Genomic DNA, 17,243 nt, shown 5'->3' with positions numbered 1-17,243 from the left:
GTGAGGCGCTGTGAGAGCAGCTGCGGCCGATGGTATGGTTTGCATTGTAGACTCGGATGAGAAAGAGCCTATCGTTTATGGAGATGTATTAAATCCCTATGCAAACCGTGAGAAGAATATGGAGACGATCGCCGAAACGGATGATCCTTATGTCAGTATTTATTTCCAGGCATACAATCATCTGGAGGACTATACAAAACCAGCGATTGAGGCGCTTTTTCGCTATACGAAGGATATTGATTATGAGCTGATCTTAGTGGATAACGGATCGACCGATGGGACCTTTGAATATTTCAAAAGTCTCGATCACCCAAGAAAACGCATTTATCGCATTACAAAAAATATTGGTGCTCTATACGGGTATTTTGGTGCAAAAAACGCGACATGCGGACGCTTTATACGCGGAAAATATTTTGTCGGTGTGCCGAATGATATTTTGGTTACCGAAAACTGGCTGAAAAACATGCTGATCTGTGCGGAGTCTGATGAACGTATTGGATTTATTGTCCCCATGTCGGATCATGTATCAAACTTTCAGGATGTGGATTTGGGGTATACTGATTTTGAAGATATGCAAAAAAAGGCGGCGCAGTTCAACCAATCCGATCCATCCAAATGGTATGACCGTATACGTCTGATTCCGACGGTTTGTATGATTCGTGCATCTTTGCGTGAATTTTATGAAGCAGACTATGCCTTTTACTATAATTTTGCCGATGATGATATTTCGTTTGCCTATCGTCGGCTTGGCTACCGCAACGTGCTCTGCGGGGATGTGTTTGTTCATCATGAGGGGAGTACTGTTGTCGGTGCTGATCCTGTGAAGCAGGCAGAAGATCTGGCGAAAGGGCGCAGACTATTTCAGCAAAAGTATTGTGGGATTGACGCTTGGTCTGATGTAGTTAATTATGAAGAGTCTATGCTGGATGTACTCCTTCATGAGTCGGAGCTGCTTCGACAGAATTCTCCACACATACTAGGGGTTGATGTGCGGTGCGGCACTCCGCTTCTCGAAGTGAAGAATATGCTGCGTTCGCGAGGAATAGCGGATACTTCCTTAGCTGCCTATACAACCACGCCAAAGTATTGGCAGGATCTGTATTTTGTCTGCGAAGGGGAAGCATTCTGCGGCGATGCGGATCGTGTGAAGAACAAAGCAGGCGGACATCCATATGATGCCATTATTCTGGGAGAATTTCCGGATACCTATGAGAATCCAATTGCACTGATACAAGATCTTACTGATCTGCTTTCCGATGGCGGTGTTTTGGCATTAAAAGTCAGGTATTACGATGTGTCGGAGGATCTGCAGGAAATCGCAAATGCACTAAGGGACACGCCCCCAAAAGTTTCATGGCACGTGGATGCATTGATTCCCCTGTTGGAGCAGATGAACTATGAGATTCGTCTGTTTCCCTATATGGAATTTCCTGCCGAGGTGAAACAGGCTTTCTTTGATCAACTGGCATCGATAGAGGAATATCATACGGATGCACACATGAGGGCACTGTATTCGGAAGAGCGGTTTGATACATTAATGACGAAATATGTCATTCTGCTGAGGAAAACGCAATGAAGCATTTTGGAGACAGTGAGTCCTTGAACCGCTTCTTTGCGGAGAAGCCAAGAGCCGGCTGTGTTGGCGGATTTTCTGCATGGAAAGAATCCAAGATACTGCTCTATGGGGCGGGCAATCTTGGCAGAAAGCTGTATGCGTGTCTCATGGAAAATGGTGTGCAGCCGAGCTGCTTTATTGATCGGAATGCTGCTGCTTGCAGCACGCCTGTATCGGCTTTTATTCCGACAGCAAAGGAACTGGAGCCTTTCCATGAGGATGCGGTTGTCATCTTGGCAGGACTGTTCGGACGGACACAGGATGCCATGATACGGCACTGCCTACAGGAGGAGGGGTTTCGTCATATATATGCCCTCCATGAAATCAACTGGCAGACCATCGAAAGTCAATCCTTTCTGTCTCATCTGTTTATCGGATCTTATGATTCTGCCAATCTCGCACGTGATGAACAGCAGATAAGGGCAGCATACGAACTGTTCTCGACGGAAGAGGAGCGGGCGTTTTTTCTCGCCGTCCTCATGGCATATCGTGCAGGTGATGTCACACGATTTCCTGTGCCTCTTCCTCTTGAAGGGCAGTATCTTGCGGAAGATGTCCCGGAACAGATGGACTATCGGCGCCTGATCGACTGCGGTGCCTACGATGGTGATACTCTGCGAAGTCTGCTTCATCACGGCAGGAGAATTGAGGCGTATGCTGCATTTGAGCCGCAGAGTGATCTTTGTGCGGGGATTCAGTCCTTTGTTCAGCAGCGAGATGATATTCCTGAGTCATATATTCTTCCGCTGGGGGTATCGGATTGTTATGAGCAGCTGCACTTCACTGAGACGTCGGATGGGCGATCGGCTGCGAAAGCAGATCCATCCGGGACGGCGATACTTCAATGCGTACCGCTTGACGGTGTACTGCACGGCTTCGCACCGACGATGATCAAGATGGATATCGAGGGGATGGAGCCACTGGCACTTGCAGGAGCAACAGGACTCATCCGTCAGTATCATCCGCAGCTTGCCGTATGTGTTTATCACGATATTTCGCATCTGTGGGAGATCCCTCTGCAGATCAAGTCGCTGTATGACGGATATCGCATTTATATCCGCAACTATCAATTTATGGGGCTGGAAACGGTCGTGTATGCCGTTCCATGACCACGTGGCGAAGGATCGCCGCTAGGAGAGAGAAGAGTAATGGCAGAGATTAAGCCAAACTATGATACGAAGAGGAAGAAGCTTGCGGAGATCATCCCGCTCGCCGCTCCGTTTACCGTCTATATTGAGCAGACGAAATATTGCAATTTCAAATGCTTCTACTGCATTCACTCCACACGTGATGAGGCGGATGGGGAGTTCCGCGCACTCGGACATCGTATGCAGCACATTGACGAGGGCTTTTTTGAGAAGATCATCCATGATCTGAAAGCATTTCCGCAGGGGGGAATCAAACGAATCGTATTCTCAGGACTCGGTGAGCCGCTGATGAATCCGCGTCTGCCGGACTATGTGCGGATGGCAGTAGAGGCGGGGATTGCCGGACGCGTCGAGGTCATCACCAACGGGCTCCTTCTGACACCGGAGAAAAGTAAAGCACTTGTAGAAGCAGGCATCACAAATATCAATATCTCTGTGCAGGGACTGGACGCCGAGGGCTATCAGGAAACTTGCGGTGTCCGTATTGACTTTGACCATTATTTGGAGAATTTGAAATATCTTTACGAACATAAGGGAAACGTACAAATCTACATCAAGGCGATTGACGCGACGCTCAAAACGAAGGAAAACGAGGAGAAATTTTTCCGGATTTTCAGCCCCTTTGCCGATCGCATCTACATTGAGCATCTCGTTGTCATGCAGCAGCAGATGGATGGACTGCGTGAGATTGTTGACGGCACAAAGAATTTCTATGGAGAAGAGCTTGACGTAAATCGTAAGGTCTGTGCTCAGTCCTTCTACTTTATGCAGATCGGCTGCGAGGGAGATATCTTTCCTTGTCCTGTCCCGGGGCTTGGCAGGAATCTCTCCATGGGAAATGCGAAAGAGCATACCCTCGTGGAGATTTGGAACGGCAGCCGACGCAGGGGATTTCTGCGCAAGATGCTGAAGAAAGAGAAGGATCAAATTCCGGACTGTGCAACGTGTACATGCTTTAATGCGATCAACAATCCGATGGAACAGCTGGATGACGATGCAGAACGTCTGCTGCCGCTCTTTGAAGACTAGGGAGGAGGAGTTATGGCATCAGAGATTAAACCCATCTACGGGACAGACCGTGTCCAGCTTGCCTCAGTGCTCCCCCTTGCGACGCCATACAGTGCATTTGTCTTTCCAACGACTTTCTGCAACTTCAAATGCGCCTACTGCGGCCATTCGCTCGGCTTCACTGAGATGAAGAAACAGTATGACTTCACACCTGAGCACATGACGATGGAGACCTATGAGAAGACCATCGAACAGCTTGCCGAGTTCCCGCAGAAGCTCAAAATGCTCTCGCTCACGGGGCAAGGGGAACCGCTGCTGAATCCTCACATTGCCGATATGGTGCGCATCGCCAAGGAGAAGAATGTCGCTGAGCGCATTGAGATTATCTCGAATGCATCGCTGCTTCGCCCGACTCTTTCTGATGCACTGATCGATGCGGGGCTGGATACGCTGCGTGTTTCTTTGCAGGGACTCTCCTCAAAAAAATATGAGGATATCTGTCGGGCAAAGGTAGATTTTGATGAATTTGTCGAAAACATTCGCTATTTTTATGCACATAAGAAACAGACCAATCTCTTCCTCAAGGTGATGGATGTTGCCCTGGATGAGGGGGAAGAGGAGCAGTTTTATCGCCTTTTTAGCGACTGTACCGATCGGATGTACATCGAGCACATGCTGCCCGCCTATGATGGTGTTGAGATGACAAAGGATATGGTGATCGAGACTGACCGCAACGGCGTTAAGACCGATCGTATTTATCAGGTATGCCCGCTTGCATTCTACATGCTCGGAGTTTTTCCGAATGGTGATGTCGAGCCGTGCGACACCATTTATAAGCCCATTGTACTCGGCAACGTTCATCATGGTCATATTCTGGATATGTGGCATGGTGAAAAGATGCATGAGTTTTGGCGGATGCAGCTGGAAGGCCGTCGCAGTGAGAATATACGCTGTGCAAACTGCTGTGCGCCGAATGACGTAGCACATCCGGAGGATCATCTTGATGATGCGGCACAGGGGATTTTGTCACGTCTCGCGGAGGTGCATCGATGAAAGCACAGCGCATTGACGGACAGACTCCGGGAGGAAAACGCACTCGTCTCGCTGACGTGCTGCCGCTTTCCACGCCTTTTTCTGTGCAAATATTTCCCATCTACGGATGCAATCTTGCCTGTGCGTACTGCATTCACTCTGTTCCGACGGAACAGCGCGGATTTGTTGCGGGCAAGGCTGTGTTGGATGACGAAATCTATCGGAAATGTATTGACGGGCTGATGGAGTTCCCGCATCCATTGAAGATGCTCCGTTTTGCCGGGACAGGTGAGCCGCTGCTTCATCCACGTATCGCCGATATGGTTGCCTATGCCGCAGAGCGTGGTGTTGCCGATACCATCGATATCGTGACGAACGGGCTTGCCCTTACGGAGGAACTTTCGCGTGCGCTTATTGCAGCACGGATTGGACGCATTCGTATATCAATACAAGGACTTGATGATGCGGCATACGCACATACACGACGCAGCGGTATTTTTCGTACACTCGTTGAGCAGATTCGTTTTTTTTATGAGCATCGTCAATCGTCAAAGGTCTATATAAAGATTATTGACTGTGCCCTGAAAGAGGGGGAGGAGCAGACTTTTCTGGATACATTTGGGGACATTTCTGACTTCATTGCCGTGGAGCATCTTATCCCCGCCGTATCACAGATTGATTATGACAGTCTTGGCGGCACTGCGGACGTGACGCAGAACGGCGCTGCCGTTGGACACGCCGCTGTCTGTCCGCAGCCTTTCTATATGATGCAGCTGAACCCTGATGGAATGATCGTGCCCTGCTGTTCGATGGAAACGCCCTATATTCTTGGTGACCTTTCCAAAGAATCCATGCGGTCGATCTGGCAAGGGAAAAAGATGGAACTGTTTCGCCGCGCACAACTGGAATTTCATAAAGGGCAGTATCCAATTTGTGCAAAATGCCAACAATATCAGTATGCCATGTTTGAGGAAGATATCCTTGATGCGGATGTTGCGGCTCTGTTGGCACGCGGTGTGATTGCGTAGGAGATATTTCGGGTGAATCCGCTGATAATCTATTTGAGGGCACTTTTGTTGAATTATATACTGGTAATGCCGCGTTTCGTTGACAAAGTCGGTGAATGGTATCAGTTCCCGCTGAGTATCCCTTATGCATCCTCCTGTATGAAGACGGCAGGGCTGAGAGTATATACGGTCAACATGAACCATGAGGAGGGGAATGTTGCCGAGACGGTGCAGGCATATCTCAAGAAGTACAACATAGGAATGGTTCTATATCATCAATATATTGGATCTGATTCAACCCACTGAGGAGTGAGACGCATGTGTGCTGAAAGAACGAATGTCTTTGCTGAGCTGTGCGGGAGGGACTATGTGCTCTGGGGGACAGGGCGTGTGGCGCGCGCATTTTATCGGAGATACTGCGCAGAGCGGAACATGCTGCAGAAACCGCTTTATTACTGTGATAACGCAGAAAGTAAGCAGGGCACAACGATTGACGGAATCGAAGTACAGTCATCTGAGCAAATCTTCGAGCTTTGCCGCCGGTATTATTTGACGGATCAGCCTCTTGTTATCATTGTTGGGGTCACCGGCATCAATCTGCTGCAAATCATCTCTCAGTTGGAGAAGCAGGAAGTAAAGGCGGATATACGATCTGCTGTTCAGATGGATGCGTCATGTTACTTTGCGGAGCATGAGCAGGATATTGATACAATCTGTGCCTCATTTGCCGATGAGAAATCACGCCGACTCTATCGCAGCCTGATTGATAATATGGTTCATGGTCGGCCGGTGGATTTCTCGCTTGTTGATGCCAATCAGTACTTTGCCAACGATGTGATTCCGACGCTTCGTGATGACGAGGTGTTTGTGGATGCGGGCGTATGCGGCGGTGAGGAGATCGACAAGGCACTCGCCATGAATCCAAAAGTCCGCGTGCATGCATTTGAGCCGGATGGGAAGAGCTGTGAGCTGCTCAAGAAAAAATATGTGGATCTTCCGCAGGTCTCCCTCTATCCCTATGCTCTTTGGAATGTGGAGGAGCGGCTCTCGTTTTCAGGAAATCAGGCAACCCCCTCTGCTTCTCGTTTGGGGATTGAGGGAGACGGAGATGGGGCGCAGATCACGGCAATGCCGCTCGATGCAGTGATGACCGAAGCGCCGACACTGATTAAGATGGATATCGAGGGGGCAGAGTACAATGCTCTCCATGGGGCAGAGCGGACAATCCGTGAGTCTCATCCAAAACTTGCCGTCTGCGTTTATCACAGCCTTGAAGATTATATTCGTATACCGCTGTTGATTCAGTCGTTTTATGGCGGATATCGCTTCTATTTCCGTCATCACAGTGTGACGAGCGGAGAGTCTGTATTTTATGCAGTTTGAATATAAGGAAGCACTGATAAATTCGGAACAACCATCTTGACGCATCTTTTTCGCCCGCTTATCGTTAGCAAATCCTCCACATAGCCTCTGCCCTGCGTCCGGTTTGCTGCCTTAATCGGACAAAAAATCTACGCCAATCTGGCAACCGCATTTTATCAGTGATTCCATCATTGTGTGCGGAAGAGGTCAAATGTGAAAATCTCACGCAGGGACGCTTTGTGCCATCTGGATCAAGCGCGTACTCTTAACAATGGCGGATGGATTTTCCATTCGCTTGCCGTAGGAACGGCGGCGGAGCGTATCGCTGTCCATATCGAAGAACTGGATGCAGAACGTGCCTTTGTTCTTGGCGCTCTGCACGATATTGGACGCAGATTTGGCGAGATGGGCATGAATCATGTGATCCTAGGCTATCGCTTTCTGCTGGCAGAGGGCGATGCAGAGGCTGCAGAGATATGCCTGACGCATTCTTTTCCCGTGCAGGACATCACGGGCGTTAACGGAGGATGGGATCTGAGCGATGAGGATTATGCGTTTTTGGATCATTTTCTGCAGAAGCGAACCTATACACTGTATGATCAGCTCATTCAGCTTTGCGACGCGATGGCGACCCATGAGGGGATTGTGGCGATTGAACGGCGTATGATGGATATCATGCTCCGCTATGGCGTAGATCATACTTCGATGCCGCGCTGGCGGAAGCTGTTTGCGATGAAAGCAGAATTCGAGCGCAGGATGGGACGGTCGGTGGAGTCTGTGCTCGGGCTCTGTACTGTTGTGCCGCTGTGAGGAGGCGTAAGTATGTTTGATGCAGAGGAGACCTTGCTGCCCGGATGTCTGAGAATTCGTCCCGTTGTACGTGCAGACCAGCGCGGCATATTCATCAAGACCTTTCATGTTGAGGAGTTTCGGCGATTGGGGCTCCCCACGTCCTTTGCGGAAGAATATTTTTCTGTTTCCCATTGTGGTGTTTTGCGCGGACTTCACTTTCAGACCCCACCAATGGATCATGAAAAGATCGTTTATTGTGCACAGGGGGAAGTCCTGGACGCGGTTGTTGATCTGCGCTGCGGTTCGCCGACGTATGGACAGCACGAGCTCTTTCATCTGTGCGCGGGAGAGGGCACAATGATCTATATCCCGAAAGGGATGGCGCATGGCTTTTATGTGCTCAGTGAAAATGCATTGATGATGTATCAGGTAACGAGTGTCTATGCACCGGACTGTGATGCAGGTGTACGATGGGATTCGGCAGGAATTCCGTGGAACGCCGCTCATCCTATTCTGTCGGCACGGGATGCGCTGTTTCCTCTGCTGGATGAGTTTGTCAGCCCGTTTGTGTTCGAGTGAAGGAGACCTCTATGCGCGAAGTACTGCATATTACGACGCATATGGGCGGCGGTGTCGGCAAGGTGCTCTCGGGCGCTGCATCGTATGCGGCACGCACAAACGCCCCGTATCGGCACCGCATTCTGCTGCTGGAGCAGCCGCAAAAGATGAACTTTATTGATGCCTGCCGTGCGAATGGGGTGGAGATTCTTTGCGCACCGGGCAGAAAGGAAATTGAGGCAGCCGTTCATGCTGCGGATGTTGTGCAGATCGAATGGTGGCACCATCCGCGCATGGCGGCTTTTTTGGCAGATTTTCCGCAGACACGGATGCATCTGACGGTCTGGGCACATGTCTCCGGCTGTTGGTATCCGTATATTTCGCCTGCATTCCTGCGTGTGCCGCAGCGTTTTATTTTTACATCGCCGTACTCACTGGATAATCCTTATTGGAGTGAAGCAGAGCGCACATGGGCGCGTGCGCATACGTCGATGATCCACAGTTCGGGCGGATTCGATGCGATCCGTCCACATGAGCCGCGTGTGCGTAGTGACCGATTCGTTGTCGGCTATGTTGGTACCCAGTCCTATGCGAAGATGAATCGGGACTTTGTGAGGTACTGTGCGGCCGTGTCGCATGTCCCTGGGATTGAGTTCGTTTTGGTCGGCGATCTGACCAACGTGACGCAGATTCGCGCGGAAGCGCGCTCCCTTGGGATTGAGGAAAAGTTCCGCTTTGTTGACTATGTGCGGGATGTGAGTGCGGAGCTTGCGAAGATGGATGTATTCGGCTATCTGCTGAGCTCCCATCATTTTGGTACGACGGAGAATGCACTTCTGGAGGCCATGGCAGCAGGGCTTCCTGTGATTGCACTTGATCAGTGTGCGGAAAAGTATCTCATTACACATAATGAAACGGGCATGTTGATTAAAAACAGGGACGATTACCGCCGGGCCATTGAGTTCCTTTTTGCACATCCGGAGGAGCGTGTTCGTTTGGGGAATGCAGCGCGGGAAAAAGTCCGGCATGATTTCTCTGTTGCCAATACGGTGCGGCAGCTGCATGAGCTCTATGACGAAGTGCTCCAAGAGGATGAGCGGCAGTATTGTTTTTGTCATGCCGTTGGGCGCGTACCGCATGAGTTCTTTCTGTATGGACTGCCTGTTGAACTGCGTGATCTTTTTTGCAGACAAAAACCGGTCATGCGTGAACTGCCGCCGATCCTCAGGGAAGAGAACAAAAGCTCACTGCCGCATTTTGCGCGTGTGTTTCCTGCGGATGTTCAGCTGCAGGAATGGCGGAATGAGTTTTGCGGAGGAGAACAATGAAGTACCGGGCATTGATTACAGGCGCCACAGGCTTTGTCGGAGGATATGTGGCGGAGTGTCTGCATGCGGAGGGGTGGCATGTTTCGGCCGTTGTACGCTCGACATCGCAGCGCGATGTGCTGCCGCCGACGGTGCGGGACGATATGCAGTTTTATGATGCAGATCAAATGCCTCTCTTGGAGATCGTGCGTACAGCTGCGCCGGATGTTGTCTTTCATCTCGCCACGTACTATACGACGGTACATTCTCCGGCGGAAATTGATGCACTGATTTCCGCCAATATCACCTTTGGGACAAAGCTGCTCGACGCCATGGCACAGCATGGCGTACAAAATTTCGTGTATGCGCGGTCTTCGTGGCAGTACTATCGTGGTGATGCATATGAGCCGGTGAATCTGTATGCGGCATCAAAAGAGGCGTTTGATGCGATGGTTCGATTCTATGAGTCGGCGCACGATCTGCACAGCATCCGGTTGACTCTGTTTGATACGTATGGAGAACATGATCGCAGGAATAAGCTTCTTGCCGTTTTGCCGACACTTGCTGCGCAGGGAAAACGGCTTGCTCTGTCAGAAGGAGAGCAGTACGTGGATTTTGTCCATGTAAAGGATGCCGCAAGAGCTTTTCTATTGGCAGGACAGTATCTTGCAGAAGGGCATATTGAGCGATGCGGCAACTATGCTGTGTCATCAGGGCATGCCATTATGCTGAAGGAATTGGTTCGTCGCTATGAACTCCTTTTGGGGGTAAAGTTTCCTGTGGACTGGGGGGCAAAGCCATATCGGGCGCGTGAAGTGATGATGCCATGGCGCGGAGGCAGGATTCTGCCAGGTTGGGAGCGAATGTATAAAGAATTGATGTAAGCATCTCAGGCGTTGTTGATGCCGGTCTGTTGGCAGCAGAGGGGAGAAACTGTATGAAGGTCGTGATTCTGGCAGGTGGACGTGGAACGCGCATCAGCGAGGAGTCTGTGTCCAGACCAAAGCCCATGATTGAAATCGGTGGGAAACCAATTCTCTGGCATATTATGAAGATTTACTCCCACTATGGGTTTCATGAGTTTGTCATTTGCCTTGGCTATAAAGGGTATATGATCAAGGAATACTTTGCAGACTACTATTTGCATACCTCAGATGTTACCTTTGACTTTACACAGGGCAATCGCATGACCGTGCACAACAATGTCTCTGAACCATGGAAGGTAACGCTTGTCGATACAGGGCTTGATGCGCAGACAGGCGCGCGTATTAAGCGCGTGCAGAAGTATATTGGAAATGAGGCCTTTATGCTGACCTATGGTGATGGGGTGAGCGATGTAGACATTCATGATTTGCTCGACACACATAAAAAAAATCATGGAAAAGCCGTGGTGACGATGACAGCGATTCAGCCCGGCGGCAGATTTGGCGTGTTGGATATTGATTCTGGAACGAACGAAATTAACCGTTTTGTCGAAAAGGCGAAGGAAGACGGCGGATGGATCAACGGCGGCTTTATGGTTGCTGAGCCGACAGTATTTGACTATCTGCGGGATGATGATCTGTGTGTTTTTGAGACGACACCGCTTGAGAGCATTGCACGAGAGGGAGGGCTGCATGCCTATAAACACAACGGCTTTTGGCAGTGCATGGACACCCAGCGAGATAAGCTGCGGCTGAATGATATGTGGAATAAGAACAGTGCTCCGTGGAAGCTGTGGGCATAGCAGAGATTGTGAGGTAATCAGGTGGCAAAATTAAGCATTATCCTTCCGGTTTACAACATGCGGGAACATCTGGAACGCTGCCTCTTTTCTGTACGGAATACAGTGCGTATTCCGTATGAAGTGATTGTTGTCGATGATGGTTCGTCGGCAGATGAGCAGATTTTTACATCTGATGCGATGGACCATGTTCGTATACTTCGCAGTGAGGAGCATCATGGCTATGCACATGCGGTGAATGAGGGGATTCGAGCCTCAGAGGGGGAGGTCCTTCTTTTCCTTCATGCAGATGTGATGCTCGCGCAGCATACGGTGGAGGATATGTTGGATGTGCTCATTGCGGACCCAAACGTTGGGGCAGTGATTGGCGTTGCCCCTGTGGCATATCGGAGGGCGCAGCTGATCCCACCGAACGACTATCTCTCGTGGAATGACTATGTGCATGTGGCGGAGGAGATTCGTGCGCAGGGGAATCCGCCTCGTCCAGAAATCTTTGTGGAGATGTTTGCGCTGATGGCACGGAGAGATGCCGTATCGGCGGCAGGAAATCTCGATGAGCGTTACTCTCTTCCTGCACTCGCGTCCTATGACTTTACGGTCCGTATGACACGGGCAGGCTATGGGCTGGCGTCCTTGCCGAGCACCTATGTGCATCGTGATGGAGAAAATCCCGATACGACGTCGGACAGCTATCGACGGGAATGTGATTTCTTCCATGAAAAATGGGGCGTTTCACTGGACTATTCATTTTTCCCGCGCAGAGATCTTATGTCTTTGATGGACTTCTCAAAAGCTGGTTTGCGTGTCCTTGAGATCGGCTGCGCCTGTGGGGCGACCCTGCGGGAAATCGGTGCACAAAATCCATCAGTACGTCTTTATGGTGTGGAACTGAACGAAAAGGCAGCAGAAATTGCTGCACCGTATGCGACGATTCTTTCGATGGATGTAGAGCGTCTTGATCCATCACAAGTTGCCGAACGCTTCGACTATATCGTCATGGGCGATGTCATTGAGCACTTACAGAATCCATGGAAAGCAATCGAGAATATGCGGGAACTGCTCGCTCCCGGCGGAGAAGTTATCGCGAGTATTCCCAATGTGGCCCATATCAGCACGTTTTATGGTCTTCTTTCCGGCCGCTGGACCTACGAAGATATGGGAATTTTGGATCGGACGCACTTCCGGTTTTTTACGAAAAAAGAGATAATCAAGCTCTTTCAGGAAGCCCAATTTGATATCCAGGACATGAGATACGTAACCGTTCCATCTCCTGACATAGGGAAACGGCTGCGCGAGGAACTTCTGTCACTCCAAACGATCTCTGTGGATGCGGAGGACCTCGATGCCTATCAGTGGCTTGTTCGGGCGAAGCGTGTTTAGAGATCGGATTTATCGTTCAATGTTTTTGTAGCGTGGAAAAGTGATCTGCTGTATAATGGGGCAGATCACTTTTTGTTTGGAGGTGCGGCGATGCGGAGCGATGTATTGGAACTGCTGCGTGAGGCAGGGGGCTGTGTTTCGGGGGAGAAGATTGCGGCACGGCTCGGTGTGACGCGCGCAGCAGTGTGGAAGAAGATTGCGGCACTGCGTGAGGCGGGCTATGACATTGCAAGTGCACCGCGCAGCGGATACATCCTGCGGGCTGCTCCGGATCGGCTGATTGAGGCGGAGATCACAAAGGATCTGGGAACGGCACTCGTTGGGAAAAAGATCATCTGCTATGATGCTGTGGATTCGACGAATCTTGTCCTGAAACAGCTGGCACATGAGGGCGCAGAGGACGGCACGGTCGTTGTTGCCGACAGCCAGGGGACGGGACGCGGGCGTATGGAGCGGCATTTTTTCTCACCGCCGGGCAAAGGAATTTGGGTGAGTATTCTCCTGCGCCCGACGTTTCTGCCGCAGGATGCACCAAAGTGTACACTGATGGCGGCGGTTGCCGTTGCGCGCGCGATGGAGCATTTCGGTCTGCGTGCAGCAATCAAGTGGCCGAATGATATTATTCATAAGGGGCGTAAACTGGTCGGTATTCTCACGGAGATGAGTGCAGAGATGGATCGCGTGGACTATGTCGTGATCGGAATCGGCATCAACGTGAATATTGCACGTGAGGATTTTCCCGAGGAACTGCGGGACACGGCGACATCGCTGATGCAGATGAAGGGGACGCCGCTGCCGCGCGTAGCATTTTTGCAGGAGCTCCTGCGTGCGGTGGATGTGCTCTATCAGGAGGTACAGCGGGAAGGCTTTGCTCCTGTGCTTGCAGCGTGGCGCAAGTATGCCGTGACGCTCGGGCAGACGGTACGCGTTATAGGCCCGGCAGGCGAGGAGTTCGAGGGCGTTGCGGCGGATATTGACGCAGACGGAGCGCTCTTTGTCGATACAAAGATGGGGCGGCGGCGCGTGCTCGCAGGAGACGTTTCGATTCGTCCGAAGAAATGAGTACGTATACGTGCGCAAAGCGTTTACGTGACAGAATGGCAGAGACGTTTGTATGGAGGAAGGAATTTGCTGCTTGTACTGGACATCGGAAACAGCAATATCGTGATGGGGGCCTATGACGGGGCGAAGCTCCTGCGGCATTGGCGCATTTCGACAGATCGTCAGAAGACAGGAGATGAGTATGGCATCCTGATCAATGAGCTCTTTCACTATCAGGGGCTCTCTCTGTCGGATATTCAGGCCGTCATTATCTCGTCGGTTGTACCGCCGCTGGTCGTCCCACTGCGCAAGATGTGCGAGCGATATTTCCACATCCGCCCGCTCATCGTCGGTCCCGGGATACGGACGGGGATTCGGCTGAACTACGAGAATCCGCGGTCCATCGGTGCAGACCGTATTGTGAATGTCATCGGTGCACATGAGCAGTACGGCGGCCCGCTGATCGTGATCGACATTGGAACGGCGACGACATTTGACATTGTGGCAGAGAACGGAGATTTTCTCGGCGGCGTGATTGCACCGGGACTTGGCTCAAGTGCCGAAGCGCTCTTTCAGCGGGCAGCGCAGCTCCCGCGCATCGAGCTCGTACCGCCCAAGACGGTGGTCTGCCGCAGTACGATTCAGGGCATGCAGGCGGGCATCATCTATGGCTACGTGGGTCAGATTGATGCAATCGTGCGCCGCATCAAGGCGGAGCTCGCGATGGAGATGAAGGTCGTTGCCACGGGCGGGTTTGCTCGTATGGTAGCAAAGGAGTCCCAGACCATCGACAAGGTCGATCACTTTCTGACGCTGACGGGTCTGCGCGTCCTCTATGAGAGGAATCTGCCGTGAACCCAATGAAACTCGGCGCGTTTGCCTTTGACGATCCGATTTTTCTCGCGCCGATGGCGGGGGTCACGGATACTTCCTACCGCGTGATTGCGCATGGAATGGGCTGCCCGCTCGCCTTCGCGGAGATGGTCAGCAGTCAGGGCATTCACTACCGCAATGAGCACACGATGAATATGCTGCGTACGGAGCCGGATGAGCGTCCGATTGCGATGCAGATCTTTGCCAAGTCGGCGAGGATGGCAGCCGAGGCGGCGGCGTATATCGAGGAGCTTGGAACGGCGGATATCCTCGATTTCAATATGGGATGTCCCGCACCGAAGGTCGTCAGGAACGGCGAAGGATCAGCACTGATGCGTGACCCAAAGCGGGCGGAGGAGATTTTGACGGCGATCCGCCGTGCGACGCGTCTGCCGTTCACGGTGAAGATGCGGCTCGGCTGGGACGATGCCTCGCGCAACGCAGTGGAAATCGCACGCATGGCGGAGGCGGTCGGCGTGGACGCGGTCGCCGTGCATGGGCGGACGCGCGAGCAGTTTTACAGCGGCAGCGCGGACTATGCAGCGATTGCCGCGGTGAAGCGTGCGGTCGGGATTCCCGTCATCGTGAGCGGGGATGTCCGCCGTCCTGCCGATCTCAAACGTGCACTTGAGATCACGGGGGCAGATGCAGTGATGATCGGGCGCGGTGCGCAGGGAAATCCATGGATTTTTCCGCAGCTGATTCACTGGCTGCATACGGGGGAGGAGCTGCCGCCGCCGACGCTGGCGGAGCGTGCGGCGGTGATTCTGCGCCATCTCGATCTCTTAGTCGGGTACAAGGGCGAGTACATTGGGATCCGCGAGATGCGCAAGCATGCGGCGTGGTACACGCGCGGTCTGAAGGGCAGCGCAGAGCTGCGTGAGCGATTCAACCGCGCGGCATCGCGGACAGAGTTTGCAGAGATTCTCCATGGGGCATGGGGAGTATAGGTAGAAAGGAACCATTATGAGTGACGATAAGAAAAAGTCCGTTTGGACGGGCTATTCGGCAGAGGAACGCGCAGCGGTGGATGCGCTCGCACGCGGCTATATTGATTTCCTCTCGGACTGCAAGACGGAGCGTGAGAGTGTGCAGGAGGCGGTACGTGCTGCTGAGGCGGCGGGCTACCGCGATCTGGCGGACATTATCGCTGAGGGGACGCAGCTCCGCGCGGGGGACAAGGTCTACGCCGTCAATATGAAAAAGGCGATTGTGCTCTTTCATATCGGCACAGAGCCGATGGAACACGGCATGAATATCCTCGGTGCACACATCGACACGTGCCGCCTTGATGTGAAGCAGAATCCGCTCTATGAGGACGGCGGACTGGCGTACTTTGATACGCATTACTACGGCGGCATCAAGAAGTATCAGTGGGTGACGATTCCGCTTGCCCTGCACGGTGTTGTCGTCAAGAAGGACGGCACAACGGTCACGATCACGCTCGGGGAGAAGGCGGACGACCCCGTGTTCTGCGTGACGGATCTGCTCGTCCATCTCTCGCAGGAGCAGCTGGAGAAAAAAGCGGCAAAGGTGATCGAGGGTGAGAAACTCGATGTGCTGATCGGCGGAATCCCCCTCGCAAAGGAGGAAAAAGAGTCCGTCAAGGATGGCGTGCTGGCTCTCATCCGGAAGACGTACGGCATTGATGAGGAGGATTTCCAGTCGGCAGAGCTGACCCTCGTTCCGGCAGGCCGTGCGCGTGAGCTGGGATTTGACCGCAGCATGGTGCTCGGCTACGGACAGGATGACCGCGTCTGCTCCTATACGGCACTCCGCTCCATGGTTGAGACGGCGGATGTGCGGCGTACGGGGTGCTGCCTCCTCGTTGACAAGGAGGAGATCGGCAGCGTCGGCGCGACAGGGATGCAGTCGCGCTTCTTTGAAAACATGGTCGCCGAGGTGCTCTCTGCCTGCGGGCAGTATACGGAGCTCTCCCTGCGCCGTACGCTCGCCTGTTCGCGGATGCTCTCCTCGGATGTTTCGAGCGCCTATGACGCGCTCTATGCGGATGCGTTTGAGAAGAAGAACGTTGCCTATCTTGGACGAGGAATGGTATTCAACAAGTTCACGGGATCACGCGGCAAGTCCGGCTCCAGTGACGCGAGTGCAGAGTATCTGGGCGAACTGCGCCGCATGATGGATGAAAACGGCGTCCGCTATCAGCTTGCAGAGCTTGGACGCGTCGATCTCGGCGGCGGCGGGACGATTGCCTACATTATGGCGCGCTATGGGATGAACGTGATCGACAACGGGGTTGCAGTGATGAGCATGCATGCACCGTGGGAGGTTACGAGCAAGGCGGACATCTATGAAATGAAAAAGGGATATGATACCTTCCTGCAAAGTGTTTGAGATTTTATTTTCCACCACACGGTAAAAAAGCACGCAGTGTAC

The 17,243-nt window shown here is 52.2% G+C and carries 17 protein-coding genes; all 17 read left to right on the top strand.

Going from position 1 to position 17,243, the window contains the following annotated elements; genetic code table 11:
- Window positions 1-10 precede the first annotated feature (10 nt).
- The 17 genes from HMPREF0908_RS02160 (at window position 11) to HMPREF0908_RS02080 (ending at window position 17,201) form a co-directional block, all read left to right on the top strand.
- Window positions 11-1,576 carry a glycosyltransferase gene (locus HMPREF0908_RS02160; RefSeq protein WP_245522896.1) on the top strand — a complete coding sequence of 522 codons (1,566 nt, stop codon included), beginning with the start codon at window positions 11-13 and terminating at the stop codon, window positions 1,574-1,576.
- On the top strand, window positions 1,573-2,724 hold the full coding sequence (locus HMPREF0908_RS02155; protein ID WP_006689784.1) for an FkbM family methyltransferase: 1,152 nt from the start codon (window positions 1,573-1,575) through the stop codon (window positions 2,722-2,724). The genes HMPREF0908_RS02160 and HMPREF0908_RS02155 overlap by 4 nt, the downstream gene beginning before the upstream one ends.
- 39 nt (window positions 2,725-2,763) lie before the next feature.
- Complete coding sequence (locus HMPREF0908_RS02150; RefSeq protein WP_006689783.1) at window positions 2,764-3,792, top strand: radical SAM/SPASM domain-containing protein; 1,029 nt, start codon at window positions 2,764-2,766, stop codon at window positions 3,790-3,792.
- Between the two features lie 12 nt (window positions 3,793-3,804).
- Window positions 3,805-4,824: a radical SAM/SPASM domain-containing protein gene (locus HMPREF0908_RS02145; RefSeq protein WP_006689782.1), complete on the top strand. Its 1,020-nt coding sequence runs from the start codon at window positions 3,805-3,807 to the stop codon at window positions 4,822-4,824.
- Window positions 4,821-5,831 carry a radical SAM/SPASM domain-containing protein gene (locus HMPREF0908_RS02140; RefSeq protein WP_006689781.1) on the top strand — a complete coding sequence of 337 codons (1,011 nt, stop codon included), beginning with the start codon at window positions 4,821-4,823 and terminating at the stop codon, window positions 5,829-5,831. The genes HMPREF0908_RS02145 and HMPREF0908_RS02140 overlap by 4 nt, the downstream gene beginning before the upstream one ends.
- A gap of 12 nt (window positions 5,832-5,843) precedes the next feature.
- A complete protein-coding gene (locus tag HMPREF0908_RS02135; protein WP_006689780.1) occupies window positions 5,844-6,116 on the top strand; it encodes a hypothetical protein in 273 nt (90 codons plus the stop codon).
- Between the two features lie 12 nt (window positions 6,117-6,128).
- Window positions 6,129-7,193, top strand: a complete 1,065-nt coding sequence (locus HMPREF0908_RS02130; protein WP_006689779.1) for an FkbM family methyltransferase — start codon at window positions 6,129-6,131, stop codon at window positions 7,191-7,193.
- Between the two features lie 192 nt (window positions 7,194-7,385).
- Complete coding sequence (locus tag HMPREF0908_RS02125; protein ID WP_006689778.1) at window positions 7,386-7,982, top strand: HD domain-containing protein; 597 nt, start codon at window positions 7,386-7,388, stop codon at window positions 7,980-7,982.
- A gap of 12 nt (window positions 7,983-7,994) precedes the next feature.
- A complete protein-coding gene (locus HMPREF0908_RS02120) occupies window positions 7,995-8,543 on the top strand; it encodes a dTDP-4-dehydrorhamnose 3,5-epimerase family protein (RefSeq protein WP_006689777.1) in 549 nt (182 codons plus the stop codon).
- An 11-nt stretch (window positions 8,544-8,554) separates the two neighbouring features.
- Complete coding sequence (locus HMPREF0908_RS02115; protein ID WP_040572337.1) at window positions 8,555-9,850, top strand: glycosyltransferase; 1,296 nt, start codon at window positions 8,555-8,557, stop codon at window positions 9,848-9,850.
- On the top strand, window positions 9,847-10,713 hold the full coding sequence (locus HMPREF0908_RS02110; RefSeq protein WP_006689775.1) for an NAD-dependent epimerase/dehydratase family protein: 867 nt from the start codon (window positions 9,847-9,849) through the stop codon (window positions 10,711-10,713). Before HMPREF0908_RS02115 ends, HMPREF0908_RS02110 begins: the two co-directional genes overlap by 4 nt.
- Before the next feature lie 53 nt (window positions 10,714-10,766).
- Window positions 10,767-11,555, top strand: a complete 789-nt coding sequence (rfbF, locus tag HMPREF0908_RS02105; protein WP_006689774.1) for a glucose-1-phosphate cytidylyltransferase — start codon at window positions 10,767-10,769, stop codon at window positions 11,553-11,555.
- Window positions 11,556-11,576: 21 nt separating this feature from the next.
- Window positions 11,577-12,932 carry a glycosyltransferase gene (locus HMPREF0908_RS02100; RefSeq protein WP_040572336.1) on the top strand — a complete coding sequence of 452 codons (1,356 nt, stop codon included), beginning with the start codon at window positions 11,577-11,579 and terminating at the stop codon, window positions 12,930-12,932.
- A gap of 90 nt (window positions 12,933-13,022) precedes the next feature.
- On the top strand, window positions 13,023-13,994 hold the full coding sequence (locus tag HMPREF0908_RS02095; protein ID WP_006689772.1) for a biotin--[acetyl-CoA-carboxylase] ligase: 972 nt from the start codon (window positions 13,023-13,025) through the stop codon (window positions 13,992-13,994).
- 66 nt (window positions 13,995-14,060) lie between these two features.
- Window positions 14,061-14,828, top strand: a complete 768-nt coding sequence (locus HMPREF0908_RS02090; RefSeq protein WP_006689771.1) for a type III pantothenate kinase — start codon at window positions 14,061-14,063, stop codon at window positions 14,826-14,828.
- 5 nt (window positions 14,829-14,833) lie between these two features.
- A complete protein-coding gene (dusB, locus tag HMPREF0908_RS02085; protein ID WP_006689770.1) occupies window positions 14,834-15,796 on the top strand; it encodes a tRNA dihydrouridine synthase DusB in 963 nt (320 codons plus the stop codon).
- A gap of 16 nt (window positions 15,797-15,812) precedes the next feature.
- A complete protein-coding gene (locus tag HMPREF0908_RS02080; protein ID WP_006689769.1) occupies window positions 15,813-17,201 on the top strand; it encodes an aminopeptidase in 1,389 nt (462 codons plus the stop codon).
- Window positions 17,202-17,243 lie beyond the last annotated feature (42 nt).

The organism is Centipeda flueggei ATCC 43531 (assembly GCF_000160695.1).
Classification (GTDB): Bacteria; Bacillota; Negativicutes; order Selenomonadales; family Selenomonadaceae; genus Centipeda; species Centipeda flueggei.
Note: the sequence above shows the minus strand (reverse complement) of the source record. Positions and strands in the feature narration are given on the sequence as shown.